The organism is Catellatospora sp. NPDC049111, assembly GCF_040648615.1.
Taxonomy (GTDB): Bacteria; Actinomycetota; Actinomycetes; order Mycobacteriales; family Micromonosporaceae; genus Catellatospora; species Catellatospora aurea.
Genome location: NZ_JBEZEB010000005.1, coordinates 215,255 through 230,958, shown reverse-complemented (window position 1 = coordinate 230,958; position 15,704 = coordinate 215,255). Strand labels below are relative to the sequence as shown.

At 69.2% G+C, this 15,704-nt stretch carries 18 protein-coding genes; 8 read left to right on the top strand and 10 right to left on the bottom strand.

Features of this window, described 5'->3' with window-relative positions; translation table 11 throughout:
• Positions 1-10: 10 nt before the first annotated feature.
• The 4 genes from AB0B66_RS09935 to AB0B66_RS09920 form a co-directional block, all read right to left on the bottom strand.
• Positions 11-556: a hypothetical protein gene (locus AB0B66_RS09935; protein ID WP_360525804.1), complete on the bottom strand. Its 546-nt coding sequence runs from the start codon at positions 554-556 to the stop codon at positions 11-13.
• An 873-nt stretch (positions 557-1,429) separates the two neighbouring features.
• A complete protein-coding gene (locus tag AB0B66_RS09930; protein ID WP_360525801.1) occupies positions 1,430-2,407 on the bottom strand; it encodes a hypothetical protein in 978 nt (325 codons plus the stop codon).
• Positions 2,408-2,632: 225 nt separating this feature from the next.
• A complete protein-coding gene (locus tag AB0B66_RS09925; RefSeq protein WP_360525798.1) occupies positions 2,633-3,358 on the bottom strand; it encodes a DUF1775 domain-containing protein in 726 nt (241 codons plus the stop codon).
• A gap of 228 nt (positions 3,359-3,586) precedes the next feature.
• Complete coding sequence (locus tag AB0B66_RS09920) at positions 3,587-5,062, bottom strand: PHP domain-containing protein (RefSeq protein WP_360525795.1); 1,476 nt, start codon at positions 5,060-5,062, stop codon at positions 3,587-3,589.
• A 203-nt stretch (positions 5,063-5,265) separates the two neighbouring features.
• Between AB0B66_RS09920 and AB0B66_RS09915 the strand changes: the two genes are divergently transcribed.
• Positions 5,266-5,637, top strand: a complete 372-nt coding sequence (locus AB0B66_RS09915; RefSeq protein ID WP_360525792.1) for a hypothetical protein — start codon at positions 5,266-5,268, stop codon at positions 5,635-5,637.
• A 31-nt stretch (positions 5,638-5,668) separates the two neighbouring features.
• Here the strand turns inward: AB0B66_RS09915 and AB0B66_RS09910 are convergent, their stop codons facing one another.
• Positions 5,669-6,028: a hypothetical protein gene (locus AB0B66_RS09910; protein ID WP_360525789.1), complete on the bottom strand. Its 360-nt coding sequence runs from the start codon at positions 6,026-6,028 to the stop codon at positions 5,669-5,671.
• Between the two features lie 214 nt (positions 6,029-6,242).
• Between AB0B66_RS09910 and AB0B66_RS09905 the strand changes: the two genes are divergently transcribed.
• The 3 genes from AB0B66_RS09905 to AB0B66_RS09895 are packed head-to-tail and all read left to right on the top strand — an operon-like array spanning position 6,243 to position 7,599.
• Positions 6,243-6,569 carry a metalloregulator ArsR/SmtB family transcription factor gene (locus AB0B66_RS09905; protein ID WP_360526308.1) on the top strand — a complete coding sequence of 109 codons (327 nt, stop codon included), beginning with the start codon at positions 6,243-6,245 and terminating at the stop codon, positions 6,567-6,569.
• Positions 6,569-7,258 carry a cation transporter gene (locus tag AB0B66_RS09900; RefSeq protein WP_360525786.1) on the top strand — a complete coding sequence of 230 codons (690 nt, stop codon included), beginning with the start codon at positions 6,569-6,571 and terminating at the stop codon, positions 7,256-7,258. Before AB0B66_RS09905 ends, AB0B66_RS09900 begins: the two co-directional genes overlap by 1 nt.
• Positions 7,255-7,599: a hypothetical protein gene (locus AB0B66_RS09895; RefSeq protein ID WP_360525783.1), complete on the top strand. Its 345-nt coding sequence runs from the start codon at positions 7,255-7,257 to the stop codon at positions 7,597-7,599. Before AB0B66_RS09900 ends, AB0B66_RS09895 begins: the two co-directional genes overlap by 4 nt.
• Positions 7,600-8,111: 512 nt before the next feature.
• Here the strand turns inward: AB0B66_RS09895 and AB0B66_RS09890 are convergent.
• The 4 genes from AB0B66_RS09890 to AB0B66_RS09875 form a co-directional block, all read right to left on the bottom strand.
• Positions 8,112-8,333, bottom strand: coding sequence for a heavy metal-associated domain-containing protein (locus AB0B66_RS09890; RefSeq protein ID WP_360525780.1), 222 nt, complete (start codon positions 8,331-8,333; stop codon positions 8,112-8,114).
• Positions 8,330-9,418, bottom strand: a complete 1,089-nt coding sequence (locus AB0B66_RS09885; RefSeq protein WP_360525777.1) for a sulfite exporter TauE/SafE family protein — start codon at positions 9,416-9,418, stop codon at positions 8,330-8,332. Before AB0B66_RS09885 ends, AB0B66_RS09890 begins: the two co-directional genes overlap by 4 nt.
• Positions 9,419-9,494: 76 nt before the next feature.
• Positions 9,495-9,836, bottom strand: coding sequence for a hypothetical protein (locus tag AB0B66_RS09880; protein ID WP_360525774.1), 342 nt, complete (start codon positions 9,834-9,836; stop codon positions 9,495-9,497).
• A 118-nt stretch (positions 9,837-9,954) separates the two neighbouring features.
• Entirely contained in the window at positions 9,955-10,506 is a 552-nt protein-coding gene (locus AB0B66_RS09875; RefSeq protein WP_360525771.1) for a copper resistance CopC family protein, read from the bottom strand.
• Positions 10,507-10,695: 189 nt separating this feature from the next.
• Here AB0B66_RS09875 and AB0B66_RS09870 point away from each other — a divergent pair, with 189 nt between their 5' ends.
• Positions 10,696-11,238, top strand: a complete 543-nt coding sequence (locus tag AB0B66_RS09870) for a copper chaperone PCu(A)C (RefSeq protein ID WP_360525768.1) — start codon at positions 10,696-10,698, stop codon at positions 11,236-11,238.
• A 5-nt stretch (positions 11,239-11,243) separates the two neighbouring features.
• Positions 11,244-12,461: a Dyp-type peroxidase gene (locus tag AB0B66_RS09865; protein WP_360525765.1), complete on the top strand. Its 1,218-nt coding sequence runs from the start codon at positions 11,244-11,246 to the stop codon at positions 12,459-12,461.
• Between the two features lie 102 nt (positions 12,462-12,563).
• Here AB0B66_RS09865 and AB0B66_RS09860 read toward each other — a convergent pair whose 3' ends face one another.
• Complete coding sequence (locus tag AB0B66_RS09860) at positions 12,564-13,148, bottom strand: sigma-70 family RNA polymerase sigma factor (protein ID WP_360525762.1); 585 nt, start codon at positions 13,146-13,148, stop codon at positions 12,564-12,566.
• A 113-nt stretch (positions 13,149-13,261) separates the two neighbouring features.
• Between AB0B66_RS09860 and AB0B66_RS09855 the strand changes: the two genes are divergently transcribed.
• Both AB0B66_RS09855 and AB0B66_RS09850 read left to right on the top strand, forming a co-directional pair.
• Positions 13,262-14,050, top strand: a complete 789-nt coding sequence (locus AB0B66_RS09855; protein WP_360525759.1) for a zf-HC2 domain-containing protein — start codon at positions 13,262-13,264, stop codon at positions 14,048-14,050.
• 111 nt (positions 14,051-14,161) lie between these two features.
• Complete coding sequence (locus AB0B66_RS09850) at positions 14,162-15,631, top strand: PepSY-associated TM helix domain-containing protein (protein WP_360525756.1); 1,470 nt, start codon at positions 14,162-14,164, stop codon at positions 15,629-15,631.
• The last annotated feature ends 73 nt before the right edge of the window (positions 15,632-15,704 follow it).

Here is a 15,704-nt window from a genome sequence, read left to right as displayed (position 1 = left end):
CAGGTCTGCGTCACTGATCACCAGGGCCGCTGGCGGGAGAGGCCACGTCCACCACGAGCCCGGATCTGCCTCCGATCCGGCGCGCACGGCCGAGCAGCGACATCGCCGTCCGCAGCAGCAACGCGGCGGCGAGAGCTTTGGCTGTCACCGTGTCGGCGCTGTCGACACCCAGGCCTTCGGCGCCTGCTGCGAGCATGGCCGCCACACAGCTGGCTCCGGCTAAGACCGCAGCGATAGTGGCTGGCCGTAGGCGGAATCCGGCGTCGCGGGCCCTGGTCAGAAGAATCATTGCGGTCATGGCACCGGACAGAGCTGCCGCGGCTCCAGCGGCGGTGGCCGTTGGCCAGCCGCTGTCAGGCGGCGGTAGCCATCCAGCACCGCCGACCAGCACCGACAGTGCCATGAGGGTGAACAGGGCGTCCAGAAGCGCGCCGAGAACACCTGCGCGGGCACGCGCGGGTGCCCAGCTGTCGGCCAGTAGCGCCCCGGCGACCGCCGCGGCGGCTGCCAGCAGATGCACGCCGGGGACAAACAACGTGGGGCTGCGGGACAGCACCGCAAAGCCGCCTGCGCAGGCAGCTGCGGCGGTGAACGCGGTCAGTGCACCTGCCAGGGCGCTGGCAGCGGCCCGTCGTCGTCCGCGCTGGGGTGGCAGCGGCTGCGGCGCCGCGGCGGGGTTGGGACGTGGGCGCGTCGGTCGCGGCCGACGCGGCGGTGCCGGTGGAGGCTGACGCTGCCGAGGTGCCTTCCAACCTGCTGGGTCAGATGTTCCGTACAAGTCAGTGCTTTCCTTCGTGGCTGGAGAGCGGCCTGGACCACTGCGGGGGCGGGGGGCCAGAACGCGCAGGTGCCCTGCCCGCCCAGACCAACCGGAGCTGTCGACGGCCGGCACGGTCGGGGCATGGCTATACGCACGCGGCAGTGGCAGATGTTCTGTCACGGCGCGCGCGTTGTGCGGCTCTGCTTGACCTATATCAGCTGAGTTATCTGGTAATTCCTATCAGATGCACCTAAGACACATAGGTGGTCGGTTCCCGTCGACGGGTAGTTCCCGGGCAAGTAGCCCATGTAGTGAAAACACCTGAATCCGCCCGACGAAACCAGGACCTCCCCGATGACGGGACGGGCGGAGCGCATGAACAGGACGGACATGTGATGGATTCACCGTTTGGGCCGTCGACGCAGCGGCCGATGGACCGCTTGCTGGTGCTGGGGGTCTACGTGCCGCTGTCTGCGGCCCTCGCGTTGTGGTGGCAGGCGCCCCCCGCGGTGATTGCCTGCGGCATACCTCTGATAGCCGGCCTGGTCTGCGCAGTGGCTGGCGGCCTCGCAGAAGGAGCCCGATGCCTGACCCGCCAGCCCGCATCCGAGAGAGCCCGGCGCAGAGACGACGCTCGACAGACCAGGTGACCCGACGCTGAAGGGGACGTCAGCCCAATGGCGCCGGGGATTCCGCGCCCGCCGCCAGAAGACGCGGCTGGCCGGTGCCGTCTGCTGCGGCCGACCAGATCTCGGGGCTGCCATCGCTGCCGCGCACCGTGTAGGCCAGGGTCGCGGCGTCCAGCCATGCCGGCTGGTCGTCAACGCTGCGGGCCTCCGACACCATGGTCAGCGACATGGTGGACAACTGCAACACCGCCAGCCGCCAGCCGAGTTCGGGATCACCGCCGATGGCCTGCTTGAATGCGATACGTGTGCCGTCAGGCGACAGGGACGGACATTCGACGCCTGTGGTGACCGTCTGCAGCGTGCGTGCGGCGTAGTCGCCGCGTACCAGGTAGTTGCGCCCCTCGGCGGCCATGGTGGCATAGAACAGGTTGTCGTCTGCGCTGAAGGTGACGCCCCAATAGTTTCTGTCGATGGCCTGAAATGCCCTGCCCTCCCGGGTGACGGAGAAGTCCTCCAGCGTGGAGACCATCGCCCCGGTGCGCATGTCCATAATTCCCGTGCGGGTGGAAAACCCTGCAGCGGCGTACGAGTCGCCGCCGACGAACGTCGTCCAGGCGACCATCCTGCCGCTGGGCGACACCCTGGCCCGGTTGGGCAACCCGGGAACCGGAAATGACCTCGTCGGACGCAGCAGCCGGTCCAGCACGACGAGCTGGTACTCCCATGCCGAAACGGGACGGATGCATACGCCTGTGCCTGCGGCGGCGTACACACGCACGCACTCCAGGTCAGAGATTTGGCGAGGTGCCGTCGGATCCGTGCGGTCAGCCAGCGCCAGATGCCGGTCGGTGACCACCAGCAGCGGGCCATCGTCGAGGGTCATCGACTGCGAAGCCGCCGGCCTGCCGGGCTTGGCGCGGCCCGCGGCTGCGCTGACGTAGCCAACTGCGACCGCGGCCAGAACCACTGTCACCGCCGCGGCTACCGCCATCCGGGTGCGCAGACTCAGGCCGCTCAACGCCGGAACCTCGCGCCACGGCCCATGATGACCAGTCCTCCCAAACCGCCGCACCTACCGCCGGTGCGGCCGGGAGGACTCTGGCGGTCCTGGGCAGCTATCGCCGGTCGAGGTGCCTGCCAGCAGACGTCGTGCACATGAACATGCGGTGATGGCCGCCTGCTCGGCGGCCTTCACCGCATCACGAAGATCCCTTCGGTGGCGGGCCAGGATCCCGGCTCGCGGTCAGGCCTCGGGTGCCGACGAGCGCCTCCGGCCGAACGCCAGCCATGCAGCGCCCGCCACCAGCACTACCACGATCGCCGGCACGACCCACCACAGCCCGTCCTCGCCGCCGATGGCCTCCTCATAAGGCGACGGCGAGACGGCTGGCGACGGCGGAGCAGCGCTCGACGGTGCGGCGCTGGGCGAGGGCGACGCAGATGGTGCGGCTGATGGGGTCGCCGCAGCCTTCACCTTGACCACCGGTGCCGGGTTGGCGTCGCCGGTAGCGCCGATCCACCGGTCGATACGCCCGTCGCTGTAGGTCATCAGCACCTTGAAGCTCAGGGTGGTCGCGTTGGTGGGCAGCTGGGCGACGGTCACGCTGAACTTGGCATCACGGCCCACCGGCACTGCCTTACCCGCCACCGAGAACCCGTCGGAGGTAGGCGTCAGCGCCCAACCCGCCGGGCCGGACTTCCACGCCACCTGCGTCGGGGCGATGCCTTCCGGCAGCACCACACGGACTTCCTTGACACCGGCCGAGTCCGACTCCGCCTCGGCGTTGACCGTCATCGTCACCCCGCTGGCTCCTGCCTGCGCCGGCGTCAACGTCACCTCGACATGTGCCGCGGCCGGCGATGCCAGACCCAAGACAACCAGCCCCACGACGCCGGCGATCACGCCTGCCCGTGCCTTCAACTTAAACACCGTCAAAGCCTCCTTCAATGCGACCCGATCAGTCTTCACCTAAGGTCGTTGGGAGTGCCGCGCGGGTTCCCGCCGACTCACAACTGTGGTGATGCGGCCTCGCCGGCGTCGTCCCAGTGCCAATCCGCCAAGCCCAGACACGCAACTTTCAGGCACCTCACAGGCGCATGGGCCGACGCCGGCGCAGAGGATCTGGCCGCGACCGCCACCTGCGGCAGCCGGCGATCGGCCTTGCCGCGCTGTAGCGAACCGAACCAGGTCACGGTCTCAGCCGTCGACCGTGACGAAAACGGCGCTAGTGTAAAACCACAGGTCCGCCCAGGGGTCGACCTCGCCGATGGGGTCTTGGCGCGGCTCGTCCGAACCCGGTGCCGACACACGCCCGTCGGTGCCGCGAAGCCTCAGGTAGAACGGCTGCGCGACATCGCCGAAGACATGGCTCAGCTGCACTGGCTGTGTCGCCGAGATCTCCCATGAGGTGACCACGCGGGTGTTCGGCGCGCCGAGCGCACCCGGATCGTCCGAGCCTGTTACCGGGCCCGCGATGAGATCCACCCGCCGCAGGACCGGCACAACGCCCACGTGGTTCGCGCGTACCGCAGGCTTGACTTGCACCGTCAGCCGAACCTCGCCACCAGCCTCGACCGATGTCACACCACCCAGAGTCACAGCCGGCAATGAACGTGAACCGGCTACCGTCACCTCGACAGCGTCGATGAGGTGCCCGTGATCGACCCAGACCCGCCCGGCCCGCAGGGCATCAAGCACCGAGATGTGATCCACCGAGCGCAGCCCGACATGGGTGCGGCTGTACTGGCCCGGCCAGAAGTCCCCGTGGCCGACCGCGGGACGGCCCGTCCACACAGGGTCGGGAAAACGTCCGTCGTCGGTGGCAGCGCCGCCGCTGTCCCAAACGTCACCGAACACCCGATGCACGTCGGAACTCGCCGTCACCGCAACAGGCCGCCCCTCGGCTAGCAGCGCGTCCCACAACCCGCCCACCTTCGCCACAGCCCAGTCGAACCCACCGTGGGTCCGGTAAGCCGCTGCCGGGTAGCCAGGATAGGACTTGGTGCCGGGCCGACCGTCGTAGCCGCATCGACCCCTGCCCGCGCCACCCGACGCCGCCGGTATACCTGCGGCCTGATGGCCAGGGCCGCCTTCCAACGCCGCCACCATCGAGACGTCGGCGTCCAGCAGCGCTCGCAGCTCGCGTGGCCCGTACGAGCCGGAGTTTCCGGGATGGTTGACAACGACCAGGCTCGCCCCGACTCGACCCGCACGAACCTGCGCACCCAGCCACCTCACCGCCGCTGTGGCCAGTCGCTGATGGGCTGCAGTGTTGCCGGAGGTGTCGTTGACGACTGCGTCGAAACGGGCCTCGAACTCGGTGAGCACCGCCAATTCGTCCGGACCTGGCGCAATCAGCACACTGGCGTGCTCCCCGGCCGGCACGTTCCACTCGAGCCCTTGAAACAGGATCAGGTCCCGGTTGGCCCGTCGTGCTCTGGAGATGTCGGCAGCGGCTTGCCGCGCGCCGTGGCGGCAGTGCAGGTGCCCGCCGTGGTCGGTTATGGCAAGCCACGACAATCCGTTGCGCCGCGCCGCGTCGACCTGCTGGTCGACGGTGTAAAGCGTGTCGGGCTTGGCGCTGTACTTGGTGTGCACATGGTGGTCACCGGCCAGCCAGGTCAAGCCGCTGCCGGCCGCTTCGGCCTGCCCAGCCCAGGCGGCACTCGTCATGCCGAGTGCGGCCCCTGCGGTGCCCGACAGCAGACTCCGCCTAGTCAAACGCGACGCCCCGAACAGCCGGCCTTGGCTCCCCGACCGGCGCATAGGGCCGCCCTGCTGCAGGCATTCACTCACTTCGGTACGCCTTTCCTAAGCGTCTTAGGTGTCCGTATCGTCGAATTCAAGGGATCGAACAGGTCACCGAGGAGGTAGCCATGCGTCGCGCTGTCGCCGTACTCACCATGGTCACCGGGCTGCTGCTGATCGCCGCACCCGCGCAGGCCTTCGCCCACAACCGGGTAACCAACCCGCTGCTGCACACGGTCTTGGAACTGCTGACCATCGCGGTCGTGCTCTCACCCGTGTGGACCGCCTTCGCCTGGGGCCCGCGCCGGCGCGGGCTGCTCGTGGCGCTGATCGCGCTCGTGCAGGTGCCCGTGGCGATCATCGGATTCGTGCCCATCCCCAACCCGGTCGCCCATGCAGCGGCGCTGATCACCGCCCTGGGCATCACTGTGGCGTCGATCTGGACGGTGCGCCGCAGCCGCAACGCCCAAGCCGCCACCACCGCAGCCGTGCCCCGATAGCCGGCGGGCTGCCCGCGAAAGCAGCCGGCCGTTACACCGCGGCCGGCTGCGCCGTGCCGCCGATCCACGCGCCTCGGCCGTCGGCCACCAGCAGCCCCACCCCGGCAGCGCCTTCGCGCAGCAGTTGCACTTGTGGGCAACCGGCAACCGGCGTACCCCATCGCCCCTGCTCGTCGCACACTGCGTGGAAGCGGCAGTGTTCCTCGTCGGCGAAGCCCCAGGCCATCAGCAGCTGCCTCCCGGCAAGCCAGTAGGTGCCGGCGCTGGCCGTGCGGCCTGGCTCCTCACGATGGAAGAACTTTGCCCGCAGCCCCATGACCCTTTCGCCTTCGAACAGGGCGGGGTCTTCCACCCGGTGCGGGCGATACTGCCTCAGATCCGGCACGCTCATGCCGCTCACCCCCGCTCTGGTGCCGCGGTGCTCCCGCGAGCCGTCATGACCGGTTCAACGAACTGGAGCGGCGGCCGCTACCTGTGAAAACCCTGAGCGCGCGGGTGAAGGCATCGGCGGCGCGCCGCCGAGCGCGGTTGCGCGAGCGCTTGCGTCCAGTATCTGGTGAATACACGCGACGATGTACTATCGTGGGGTGGTGACCACCTCGCCCATGCTGGCAACGCACGGACAGGTCCTGGCCCGCTTCGGCCACGCCTTGTCCGACCCGACCCGCTCCCGGCTGCTGCTGGCCCTGCGCGAAGGACCGGCCTATCCCGCCGAACTCGCCGACCTTCTCACCGTCAGCCGCCAGAACCTGTCCAACCACCTGGCCTGCCTGCGCGGCTGCGGTCTGGTCGTCGCCATTCCCGAAGGCCGACGCACCCGCTATGAACTCGCCGACCCTCGCCTGGCCCATGCCCTGGCCGACCTGCTCGGTGTCGTACTCGCCGTCGATCCCGCCGCCTGCCCGGCCGCCGCGAACGAGGACTGCTGCTGATGACACTGCAAATTACCGGCCCCGCCCGGCGAGCCGTGCTCGTGCGGCGAGTGCGCCTGCTGGTGGCCGCCACCATCACCTACAACGTCATCGAGGCCATCGTCGCGATCACAGCCGGCACGATCGCGTCGTCGACCGCCCTGGTCGCCTTCGGCCTCGACTCCGTGATCGAGGTCTCGTCGGCTGCCGCCGTGGCGTGGCAGTTCACCAGCGCCGACCACGAAAAACGCGAACGCACCGCACTGCGGATCATCGCCGTGTCGTTCTTCGCCCTGGCCGCATACGTCAGCGTCGAATCGGTCCGCGCGCTGCTGGGCGCCGAGGAGCCCAGCCACTCGACGGTCGGCATCATCCTCGCCGCAGTATCGCTGGCGATCATGCCGCTGCTGTCGTACGTGCAGCGGCGCACCGGCCGCGAGCTGGGCTCACGCTCGGCCGTGGCGGACTCCAAGCAGACCCTGCTGTGCACCTACCTGTCCGCGGTGCTGCTGGTGGGTCTGGTCGTCAACAGCCTGTTCGGCTGGTGGTGGGCCGACCCGATCGCCGCACTCGTGATCGCCGTAGTCGCAGTCAAGGAGGGACGGGAAGCCTGGCGTGGAGAGGCCTGCACCTGCGTGCCGAACCTGTCCGCCACCGAGCCTGAAGCCTGCACCGACGGCTGCTGCGACAACGGACCGGCCACCCGATGAGCCTCGAGTGGCTGCTGTCGGCAGTGATCATCGCGGTATGCTCGCCGACGTTCGGGCACTTCGAGTCGGTCCGCCCGCTATGGACCCGAGTCGCCCGCTGGTTGGCCTACCTCGCCGTCACCGGCGTGCTGGGCGCGAGCGTCGGCCGTCCCTGGACGCTGGTGTGGGTGGTGGGTTGGCCGACGGCCGGCCTGGTGTTCCACTTCATCTGGTGCCTGCGTAACGGCATCCACCCGGTGACCTCCGAACCCCGAGACCGCTACGAGCAGCTGCGCAACGCCCGCCGCGGATCATCGGCCAGCGTGGGTGCTGCTGCGTCAGGCGATGGCCTTTCGGACTGAATGGGGTGCCCCGGGGTCGCCTGGCTGCCGTTGCGGGCGGTGCTGTCGGGGCCGGAGCACGCAGACAGCGCTCGGGCGCCCTCGCTCTGTCCTTCGCAGCGGACTTCGAACGACAGCAGCAGCGCGCCGACCGCAACTGCGATCGCGATCAAGCGAAGCGCCCACACGCTGCTTATACGAAGATCAGCCACTACGAGAGCATATGGCTGCGTTCGTGGTGGCGGGTGCGTTGGCTCGATTGCGCGTTCAGCGGCAGGCGATCGCCGACCATGGGCCGTTGCCGTATACGCGTCAGCCGGTAATTCGCCCAGAACACCTCCACGCCGAAACGGCATACGGGCTGCCGGGTGTCCGGCCGGCAGGACCTTCGGCCGGCTGCCTCGAGGTGGTCTGCTTCGCCGTGCGGCGACTCGGGGCATCAGGATTACATGAAGATGATGTCGGCCCGGTGGCAGCTGGCGGTGCCACCGGGCCGACACCGCGCACGTCCGGTGTCGACGTACTGGTCGGGTTCAATTGCCGGTGGTCAGAACCGCCGGATAGCCTGCTGCCGTGATCGCATCAGCGATCACGGCAGGGTCCACTTCGTCCTCGGCGGTCACGACCGTACGGCCTTTACGTACGCTCGTCTCGGCTCGCTGGACGCCGGCGACCTCGTCTTCCAGCGTCTCGTCGATGAGCAGTCCGCAGCTAGCGCAGTGCATGCCTTCCACGTCGAACACATGGGTGATCACGATGACTGCTCCGTGACGGTCAGGCGGCCGGTATACATGCCCATGCTGCACGAGTACGTCAGCCGGCCGGGCCTGAGCACGCCGAGCTCGATGCGGGTGTCGCCGTTGATCGGCAGGATCTTCTCGATGTTCAGGCTGGGTATGACGAACGCGCGTACGCAGCCTTTGGCCCTGTCCGACCGCACGATCAGCGTGGTGGGGAGCCCAGCGGCGACCTCAAGGTTGCCGGGCGCATACGCTGCGGTCTTGGCGCTGACGATCACCGTTTGGTGCCCCGCCTCGACCGTGACCCGCGCACCGGTGACCTGTGTGGGGGCGCTGTCGCCGGTCAGGCCGAGCGTGTAGGCGACCTGGCTGGCCGCGATCGGGGAGCCGGTCAGCTCCAGCCCGCCGTTGAGGGTGTACGCCCCGAGAGCCAGGACGACCACGCCGGTCGCGACGGCCAGCCGCTTGGCCCAACCTCCGGCCGCTCGCCGGGCGCGGGCGGCGGCGTAGCCCAGCACCGCGAACAGTGGGGCGGTTCCGGCAACGAACACGGCCATGACCAGCGCACCCTGCCACGGCGACCCGGATGCCACGGCCAGTGCCATGACCGAAAGCGTCACGCCGCACGGGATGAGGATGCTGGCCACGCCCAGGACCGCAGGAGCCAGCGCCGACTGGGAACGGGCCCGTCCGCGCACCATGCGGGCCCAGGAAGCCGGGGGAGTGAAGGTGAGACCCTGGAACGCTTTGACGCCCAGCTGGCCCAGCCCCATCGCGATGATCAGCGCTCCGGCGCCGATCTGCACCATGGAGCGCAGTTGCACACCGACCTGAACTGCGGTCCCGACCGCGCCCAGCAGCGCGCCGAGCAGGGCATGGGAGGCGAGTTTGCCGATCAGGAACCCGCCGACCGGCGCCAGGTCGTCACTGAGTCCTGCCGAAGTGGGTGGCGGGGTGCCGCGGCGGCGGGCGGTGGTGGGGCTGGCGGGCTGGCGCTGGCGGCTGACGAGGCCGGCCAGCAGGCCGCCTTGTACGGCGGCGCAGGACACACCTCCGGCCAGCAGGCCCAGTAGTAGCACGGAGGCAAGACTTGTCGACACTGAATCAGAAGACCTTTCGTACAAGGAGAACAGCCAAGTCGATCCACGATTGTGGATGTTGTGGGACGGGTTTCTCCTACGTACGCAAGATGCACAACTGGGCAAGCGTGGCAGCACGCGGCAACGCCGGAACTCGCAGTGGCAGAACGTGCCCGACACGGGTCAGTACTGCCAGTAGCCGCGTCGTGATGTCCATCAGCAGCAGCGCGCCGGCCACCGCCAACAGCACGCTCATGCACCCGGCGGCCAGGCCGCCGTGACCGCTGTCGTCGGCTGGCGTGAGAACGCCCGTATCGCCGTGGGCGTGAGCGACGGCGTCTGGTGCCATCGCCGCCGGCATCAGCAGCGGCGCCATGTCGTCGGTGCACTGCCAGGCCTGCCATAGCCCCAGACCCGCCAGCAGCAGTGCGACCAGCACGACACGCAGCGGCCTGGACGCCGGCCTTGTCATGCGCTGCACAACGACACAATACGTAACGCGTCGCCCAGCTCCCAGGATCACCGCCTCGGCCGCGCCGCCACCGAAGCAACTCCGGTCATGTGGAGGCCGAGCGCCGACGGGCCCGGGTCAGCACGAAAGCGGCCAGCGCCACTCCCACGACGGCTGCCACACCCCAGGGCCACCACGGCGCCGGTCCGTCGTCCGCGGCACCGGCCTGGGCGCTCGACGTGGGCGCGGCTGTCGCCGGCACGACCTGGCCCGGCTTGGCAATGGTGAACTGGACTCGCCCGGTGATGGGGTGGCCGTCGCTGGCGATCACCTGATACACGACGAAGTAGTCACCCAGGGTCATCGGCTTGACGGCCTGCGTGATGACACGGTCGTCGACCACCGGTAGCGCGTTCTGGAAGGTGTCGCCACCCGGCCCGCTCACCGCGACGGTCACATACGACTTCTTCAGCGCCTCGACAAACGTCAGAGTGATCTGCTTCGGCGCGGAAGTGATGACCGAGCCGTGAGCGGGCACCGCCACAGCCGGGTTGTCGTGCGCCCGAGCAGGCGAGGGCGAAAGCAGCAACGCCACTGTGGCGACGACTGCGGCATGGAAGGCGGGCACCAGGCGCGCCCAGGTTGCGAGGCGGGTCACCTCCCACCTGTCGTCGCCGACCGTGGCCTGGTTCCCGCAGATTTGCGAGGAATGTGTCACACCTGCTCTGAACACACAAAACGTGCCGTCACCGGAAAGTGGAGGAACCAAACACAGGTATCCGCTCGACCACCGCACCGACACCCACCAGCCCGAAGGCCGGTGCGACATGATCGATGAGGAGATCCGATGCGTCCGACCAACACCAGCCCGCGCCGGTGGCGACTGGCGACCGCGCTGGCCGTGGCTGCCGCAGCCGTCAATCTCGCAGGCTGCGCGCCGTCCGCGCAGCAGCGTGCGGCATCACCGGTGCCGTCGGGGACCACCGCTGCGGCCGCCGTGACCGTCCGGGACCCGTGGGTCAAGGCCGCAGACAACGGCATGTCGGCAGCGTTCGGAACCCTGGTCAACAACTCGGCCTCACCGGTCACGGTCGTCGCCGCGACCAGCGCGGTCGCTGCCACCGTGGAACTGCACGAGGTCGCCGACGTCGACGGCAAGATGGTCATGCGACCCAAGCCGGGCGGGTTCACCATCCCTGCCGGCGGCACCCACGAGCTCGCTCCCGGCGCCGACCACCTCATGATGATCGACCTGGCGACGCCGGTGAAGCCCGGCGACACAGTCACGGTCCGCCTGACCCTGGCCGACGGCTCGACGACCGAATTCACGGCGATCGGCAAACAATTCGCGGCGGGCAACGAGACCTACTCACCGACCGACCTGAGCTGATCGACATGAGCGACAACACCCGCTGGGCACGCCGCCGCCTGCTGGCAGGCGGCGGCCTGGCCGCAGGAGCAGCCCTCGCCGGAGCAGGACTCATCGCCCGCGACCAGCGACCGGCACCCACCGACACCGCCGCGAACGCGGCCATCGGCGAGGCCGCCATCGCGTTCCACGGCCCCCACCAGGCAGGCGTGCTCACCCCGCCGCAGGCGCACGCGGTGTTCATCGCCCTGGACCTGCGCCGCGGCGCCGACCGTGACGACCTGACCCGGATGATGCGGCTGCTCAGCGACGACGCGGCACGGCTGACCCAAGGCCGAGCAGCCCTGGCCGACACCGAACCCGAACTCGCCGCCCGGCCCGCCCGCCTGACCGTGACCTTCGGGTTCGGGCCCGACCTGTTCACCAAAGCCCGCCTGGACCCGGCACCGGTCGCGCAACTGCCCCGCTTCGACATCGACCGCCTCCAGGCGCGGTGGTCCGGCGGCGACCTGCTCGTGCAGATCTGCTCCGACGACCCGGTGACCGTCGCCCACACACAGCGGATGCTGATCAAAGATGCTCGCGCATTCACCACGGTACGGTGGCTGCAACGCGGATTCCGCCGCGCGGCCGGCGCCGACCCAGCCGCCATGACGCAACGCAACCTGCTCGGACAGGTCGACGGCACCGTCCAACCACCCGAACACGTCCAAGACCAGGCCGTCTGGATCGACAAGCAACCCAGCTGGCTGCACGGCGGCACTACTCTCGTCGTACGCCGGATCCGGGCCGAACTGGAGACGTGGGACGCCGTCGACCGACAAGGCAAAGAACTCACCATCGGACGCCGTCTCAGCTCCGGCGCCCCCTTGACCGGCAAGGACGAACACGACACCGCCGACTATGCCGCCACCGACAGCCTCGGCCTGCCTGTCATCTCCCAGTTCGCGCACATCCGCCGAGCACACGTGGCCGACCCCGCACGCCGGATGCTGCGCCGGCCCTACAACTACGACGACGGCCTGTCGACCGACGGCGCCAGCGACGCCGGGCTCGTATTCGCCGCCTACCAGGCCGACATCGAGACCCAGTACCTGCCGATCCAGCGCATGCTCGCCGAAAGCGACCTGCTCAACGAATGGACCACCCCGATCGGGTCGGCCGTGTTCGCCGTTCCACCAGGCGCCCAGGAGGGCGGCTTCGTCGGTGACACACTGCTCACCCGGCCACCGAAGATCGGATGAAGAACCCGACCAAGGCCGCCGCCGCATCAACAGCGCCGCCGGCAAGGCAGGCCCGCGATCCGCTCCGGCGACGCCGGCCCTTGCGGGCGGGGCTGGTGACGGTCAGACGGCGCGTAGGTGCCGACGCTGCGTGGGCTGCTCGTCGGCAGCCCACGCAGCGTGCAGATCATCACGGGCACGCGCGACCCGTGAGCGGATCGTGCCGATCGGGCAGCCGATCACCTCCGCCGCCTCCGCATACGACAACCTCAGAACCTGCGTCGCCACGAACGCCTCACGCCGGTCGGCGTCCAGACGCGCGATCAACTGGTTGATGACCAGATGCTCGTCAAACCGCGCCGCCGCCGGGTACCGGCTGCTGTCGACAGCAGCCGACCAGTCCTCCAGCGACGCCGCACGCGGCCGGCGGGCCTGCGAACGCAGGAAATCGATCGCGGTACGGCGTGCGATCGACAGCAGCCACGTGCGCGCCGACGAGCGGCCCTCAAACGACGGCAGCGCACGCATCACCCGCAAGAATGTCTCCTGAGCCACATCGTCGGCATCAGCGGCCCCGGTCAGATGCCCCACGAACCGCACGACGCCATGCTGGGTCGCGCCGATGAACGCCTCCACAGCAGCCCTGTCACCGCCACGGGCAGCCAACGCCAGGGCCGTCACCCGCCCATCGTCGCCGCTGTATGACATGGCGGTAGCCTAACGGCCACCCCGCAGGTCAGCCACTCAGCCGAATCTGCTCGCAGCCGCAGGTCAAAGACATCGACCGGAACCAGCCACGCCCCTCCGGCGACCAGTGATGCATGGGAGAGGGCACCCCGCACTGCGACACCATCCGCGAACTGCTGTCGGCACGACTGGACGGCGAAGAACAACCCGGCGAACGCGAAACCGCCGACATGCACCTCACCACCTGCGCAGCGTGCGCCGCATGGTGGGATCAGGCCAGCGCTCTGACGCGGCTGACGCGCACCGCCGCAGCGCTGCCCGGCGTGCCGCTGTCGACCCAGGCGCTCAGCGCCGTCATGGCCGCCGCACCCTCACCGCGGCAGCCCAAGACACCCAAAGCGCTGCGCGCCGCGCTCCTGGCGGTCGGGCTCGGCCAGTTCCTCATCGGCGCCATCCAGATCAGCGCACTGGCCAGACTCGGCGAAGACCAGCACGCTCATGCAGCCGTCGGGTCGGTGTCGTCGGGACATCTGTGGCACGAATCCGCAGCGTGGAACATAGCCGTAGGCGCAGCACTGGCCTGGCTGGCCTGGCGACGCACCCAACCCGCAGCGCTGCTGCCCGTCATGACCGCATTCGTCGCCGTACTCGGACTGCTCACCGCCAACGACGCCGTCACCGGCCGGGTCGACAGCACCCGCATCGTGTCCCACAGCCTCGTACTCGCCGGATACCTGCTGCTGCTCCTGCTGAACCTGCCCCGCTGGCGCGACACGCCCCCAGCCCGCCGTAGCACCTCGTCCACCCGGTGGACGCTGCGCGACACCAGCGATGGGCAAGGACCGCTCGCGCCGGTCTACCCGATGCCGGTCCGCGTGCTCACCGCACAGCAAGCCACCGTGCAGCACCGCCGTGCCGCCTAGCCGCCATCCTTAAATCTTGACTTAAGGGAACTAACGCCGCATACCAGACGACCAGTGGGCACCTAACCCTGGCCGGTGCCGTCCAGGGAACTCCCCCAGATGGAGCCCGCCATGACCACCACGACCCGCCCCACGGTGGCACCCGCCCCCGCGGAGGTGCCCGCCGAACACGCCCCGGTCGAACCCGCCGCCCGCTCCGCGCTCTACACGGGCTTCGGACCGCTGCTACGCCGCCTGCACTTCTACGCGGGCATCCTCGTCGGACCGTTCCTGCTCATCTCCGCGATCACTGGCCTGCTGTACGCGTTCACCCCGCAGTACGACCAGATCGCCTACCACGACCAACTGCACGTCGACGCCGTCGCAAGCGCCACGGTGCCCTTGTCCCAACAGGTCACCGCGGCACAACAGCTCGTCCCCGGCGGCACCCTGGTCGCGGTGCACCCCGCCGCCACACCCGACGCCACCACCAAGGTCGAGTTCTCCCTGCCCGAACTCGGCGAGAACCAACGCACCGTCTACGTCGACCCTTATACCGGCCAGATCCGCGGCGTCCTCACCACCTGGTTCGGGGCCACCCCCATCACCACCTGGCTCGACAACATGCACGCCAACCTCAACCTCGGCGAAACAGGCAGCCTCTACTCCGAACTGGCCGCCTCCTGGCTCTGGGTCCTCGTGCTCGGCGGGCTCATCCTGTGGTGGCGCCACCAGCGCGGCCGCCGCACCGCCCGCCGCCTACTGCTGGCCGAGGGCGCAGCAAAGGGAGTACGCCGCACCCGCTCACTCCATGCCGCCACCGGGGTATGGCTCGCAGTCTTCCTGCTCATCCTGTCCGCGACCGGTCTGACCTGGTCCACGTACGCGGGCGCCAACTTCGGAGTGCTGCGCTCCGCCCTCAACTCCGACTCCATCCCGCTCAACACCAGCCTCGACGCCGCCACACCCTCAGGCGAAGGAGGCCACCACGGCGGCGCAACGACCGGCGGCACGATCAGCGCCGACCTCGACGCCATCGCCGCCGCCGCGGCCAAGGCCAACCTCACCGGGCCGACCACCATCACTGCCGGTGAGCCCGGACAAGCCTGGACCGTCGAGCAGGTCGACAACACCTGGCCACTGCACAAAGACAAGATCGCCGTACACCCGCACACCGGGCAGATCATCGACACCGTCGCCTGGGCCGACCAGCCGCTGCTGTCCAAGCTCACCACCATCGGCATCCAGATCCACATGGGCGTGCTGTTCGGCCTGGCCAACCAGATCGCGCTGGCCCTCATCGCCCTCGCCCTGATCATCGTCATCGTCTGGGGCTACCGCATGTGGTGGCGCCGGCGCCCCACCCGTCAACAGCAGCGCTTGCGGCTCGGCGCCGCACCGACCCGAGGCGCATGGCGTCACGTGCCCATCGCGATTCTGGTCATCGTCGTCCTGGCCGCAGCAGCAGTTGGCTGGGCACTGCCGTTGCTGGGCTGGACACTGCTCGGGTTCCTCGCCATCGACGCCGTCGCCGCGCTGAACGCCAGACGCCGCAGGCCCACAACCGATCCCGTGCCGCATCAGGTGCGACGTTCGTCCTGAAGCCCGAGCCGGCCCCACTGAGCACAACTGCCCGGCAAGCTGCGAGCGGGCGGCACTTGACGATGCCGCCCGC

Excerpts from the sequence above, each read along its gene's own strand:
- AB0B66_RS09895 (WP_360525783.1), top strand. The coding sequence starts at position 7,255 with ATGAGCCTCGAGTGGCTGCTGTCGGCAGTGATCATCGCGGTATGCTCG.
- AB0B66_RS09855 (WP_360525759.1), top strand. The coding sequence starts at position 13,262 with ATGGGAGAGGGCACCCCGCACTGCGACACCATCCGCGAACTGCTGTCG.
- AB0B66_RS09900 (WP_360525786.1), top strand. The coding sequence starts at position 6,569 with ATGACACTGCAAATTACCGGCCCCGCCCGGCGAGCCGTGCTCGTGCGG.
- AB0B66_RS09850 (WP_360525756.1), top strand. The coding sequence starts at position 14,162 with ATGACCACCACGACCCGCCCCACGGTGGCACCCGCCCCCGCGGAGGTG.
- AB0B66_RS09910 (WP_360525789.1), bottom strand. The coding sequence starts at position 6,028 with ATGAGCGTGCCGGATCTGAGGCAGTATCGCCCGCACCGGGTGGAAGAC.
- AB0B66_RS09920 (WP_360525795.1), bottom strand. The coding sequence starts at position 5,062 with ATGACGAGTGCCGCCTGGGCTGGGCAGGCCGAAGCGGCCGGCAGCGGC.
- AB0B66_RS09865 (WP_360525765.1), top strand. The coding sequence starts at position 11,244 with ATGAGCGACAACACCCGCTGGGCACGCCGCCGCCTGCTGGCAGGCGGC.
- AB0B66_RS09870 (WP_360525768.1), top strand. The coding sequence starts at position 10,696 with ATGCGTCCGACCAACACCAGCCCGCGCCGGTGGCGACTGGCGACCGCG.
- AB0B66_RS09860 (WP_360525762.1), bottom strand. The coding sequence starts at position 13,148 with ATGTCATACAGCGGCGACGATGGGCGGGTGACGGCCCTGGCGTTGGCT.
- AB0B66_RS09905 (WP_360526308.1), top strand. The coding sequence starts at position 6,243 with ATGCTGGCAACGCACGGACAGGTCCTGGCCCGCTTCGGCCACGCCTTG.
- AB0B66_RS09915 (WP_360525792.1), top strand. The coding sequence starts at position 5,266 with ATGCGTCGCGCTGTCGCCGTACTCACCATGGTCACCGGGCTGCTGCTG.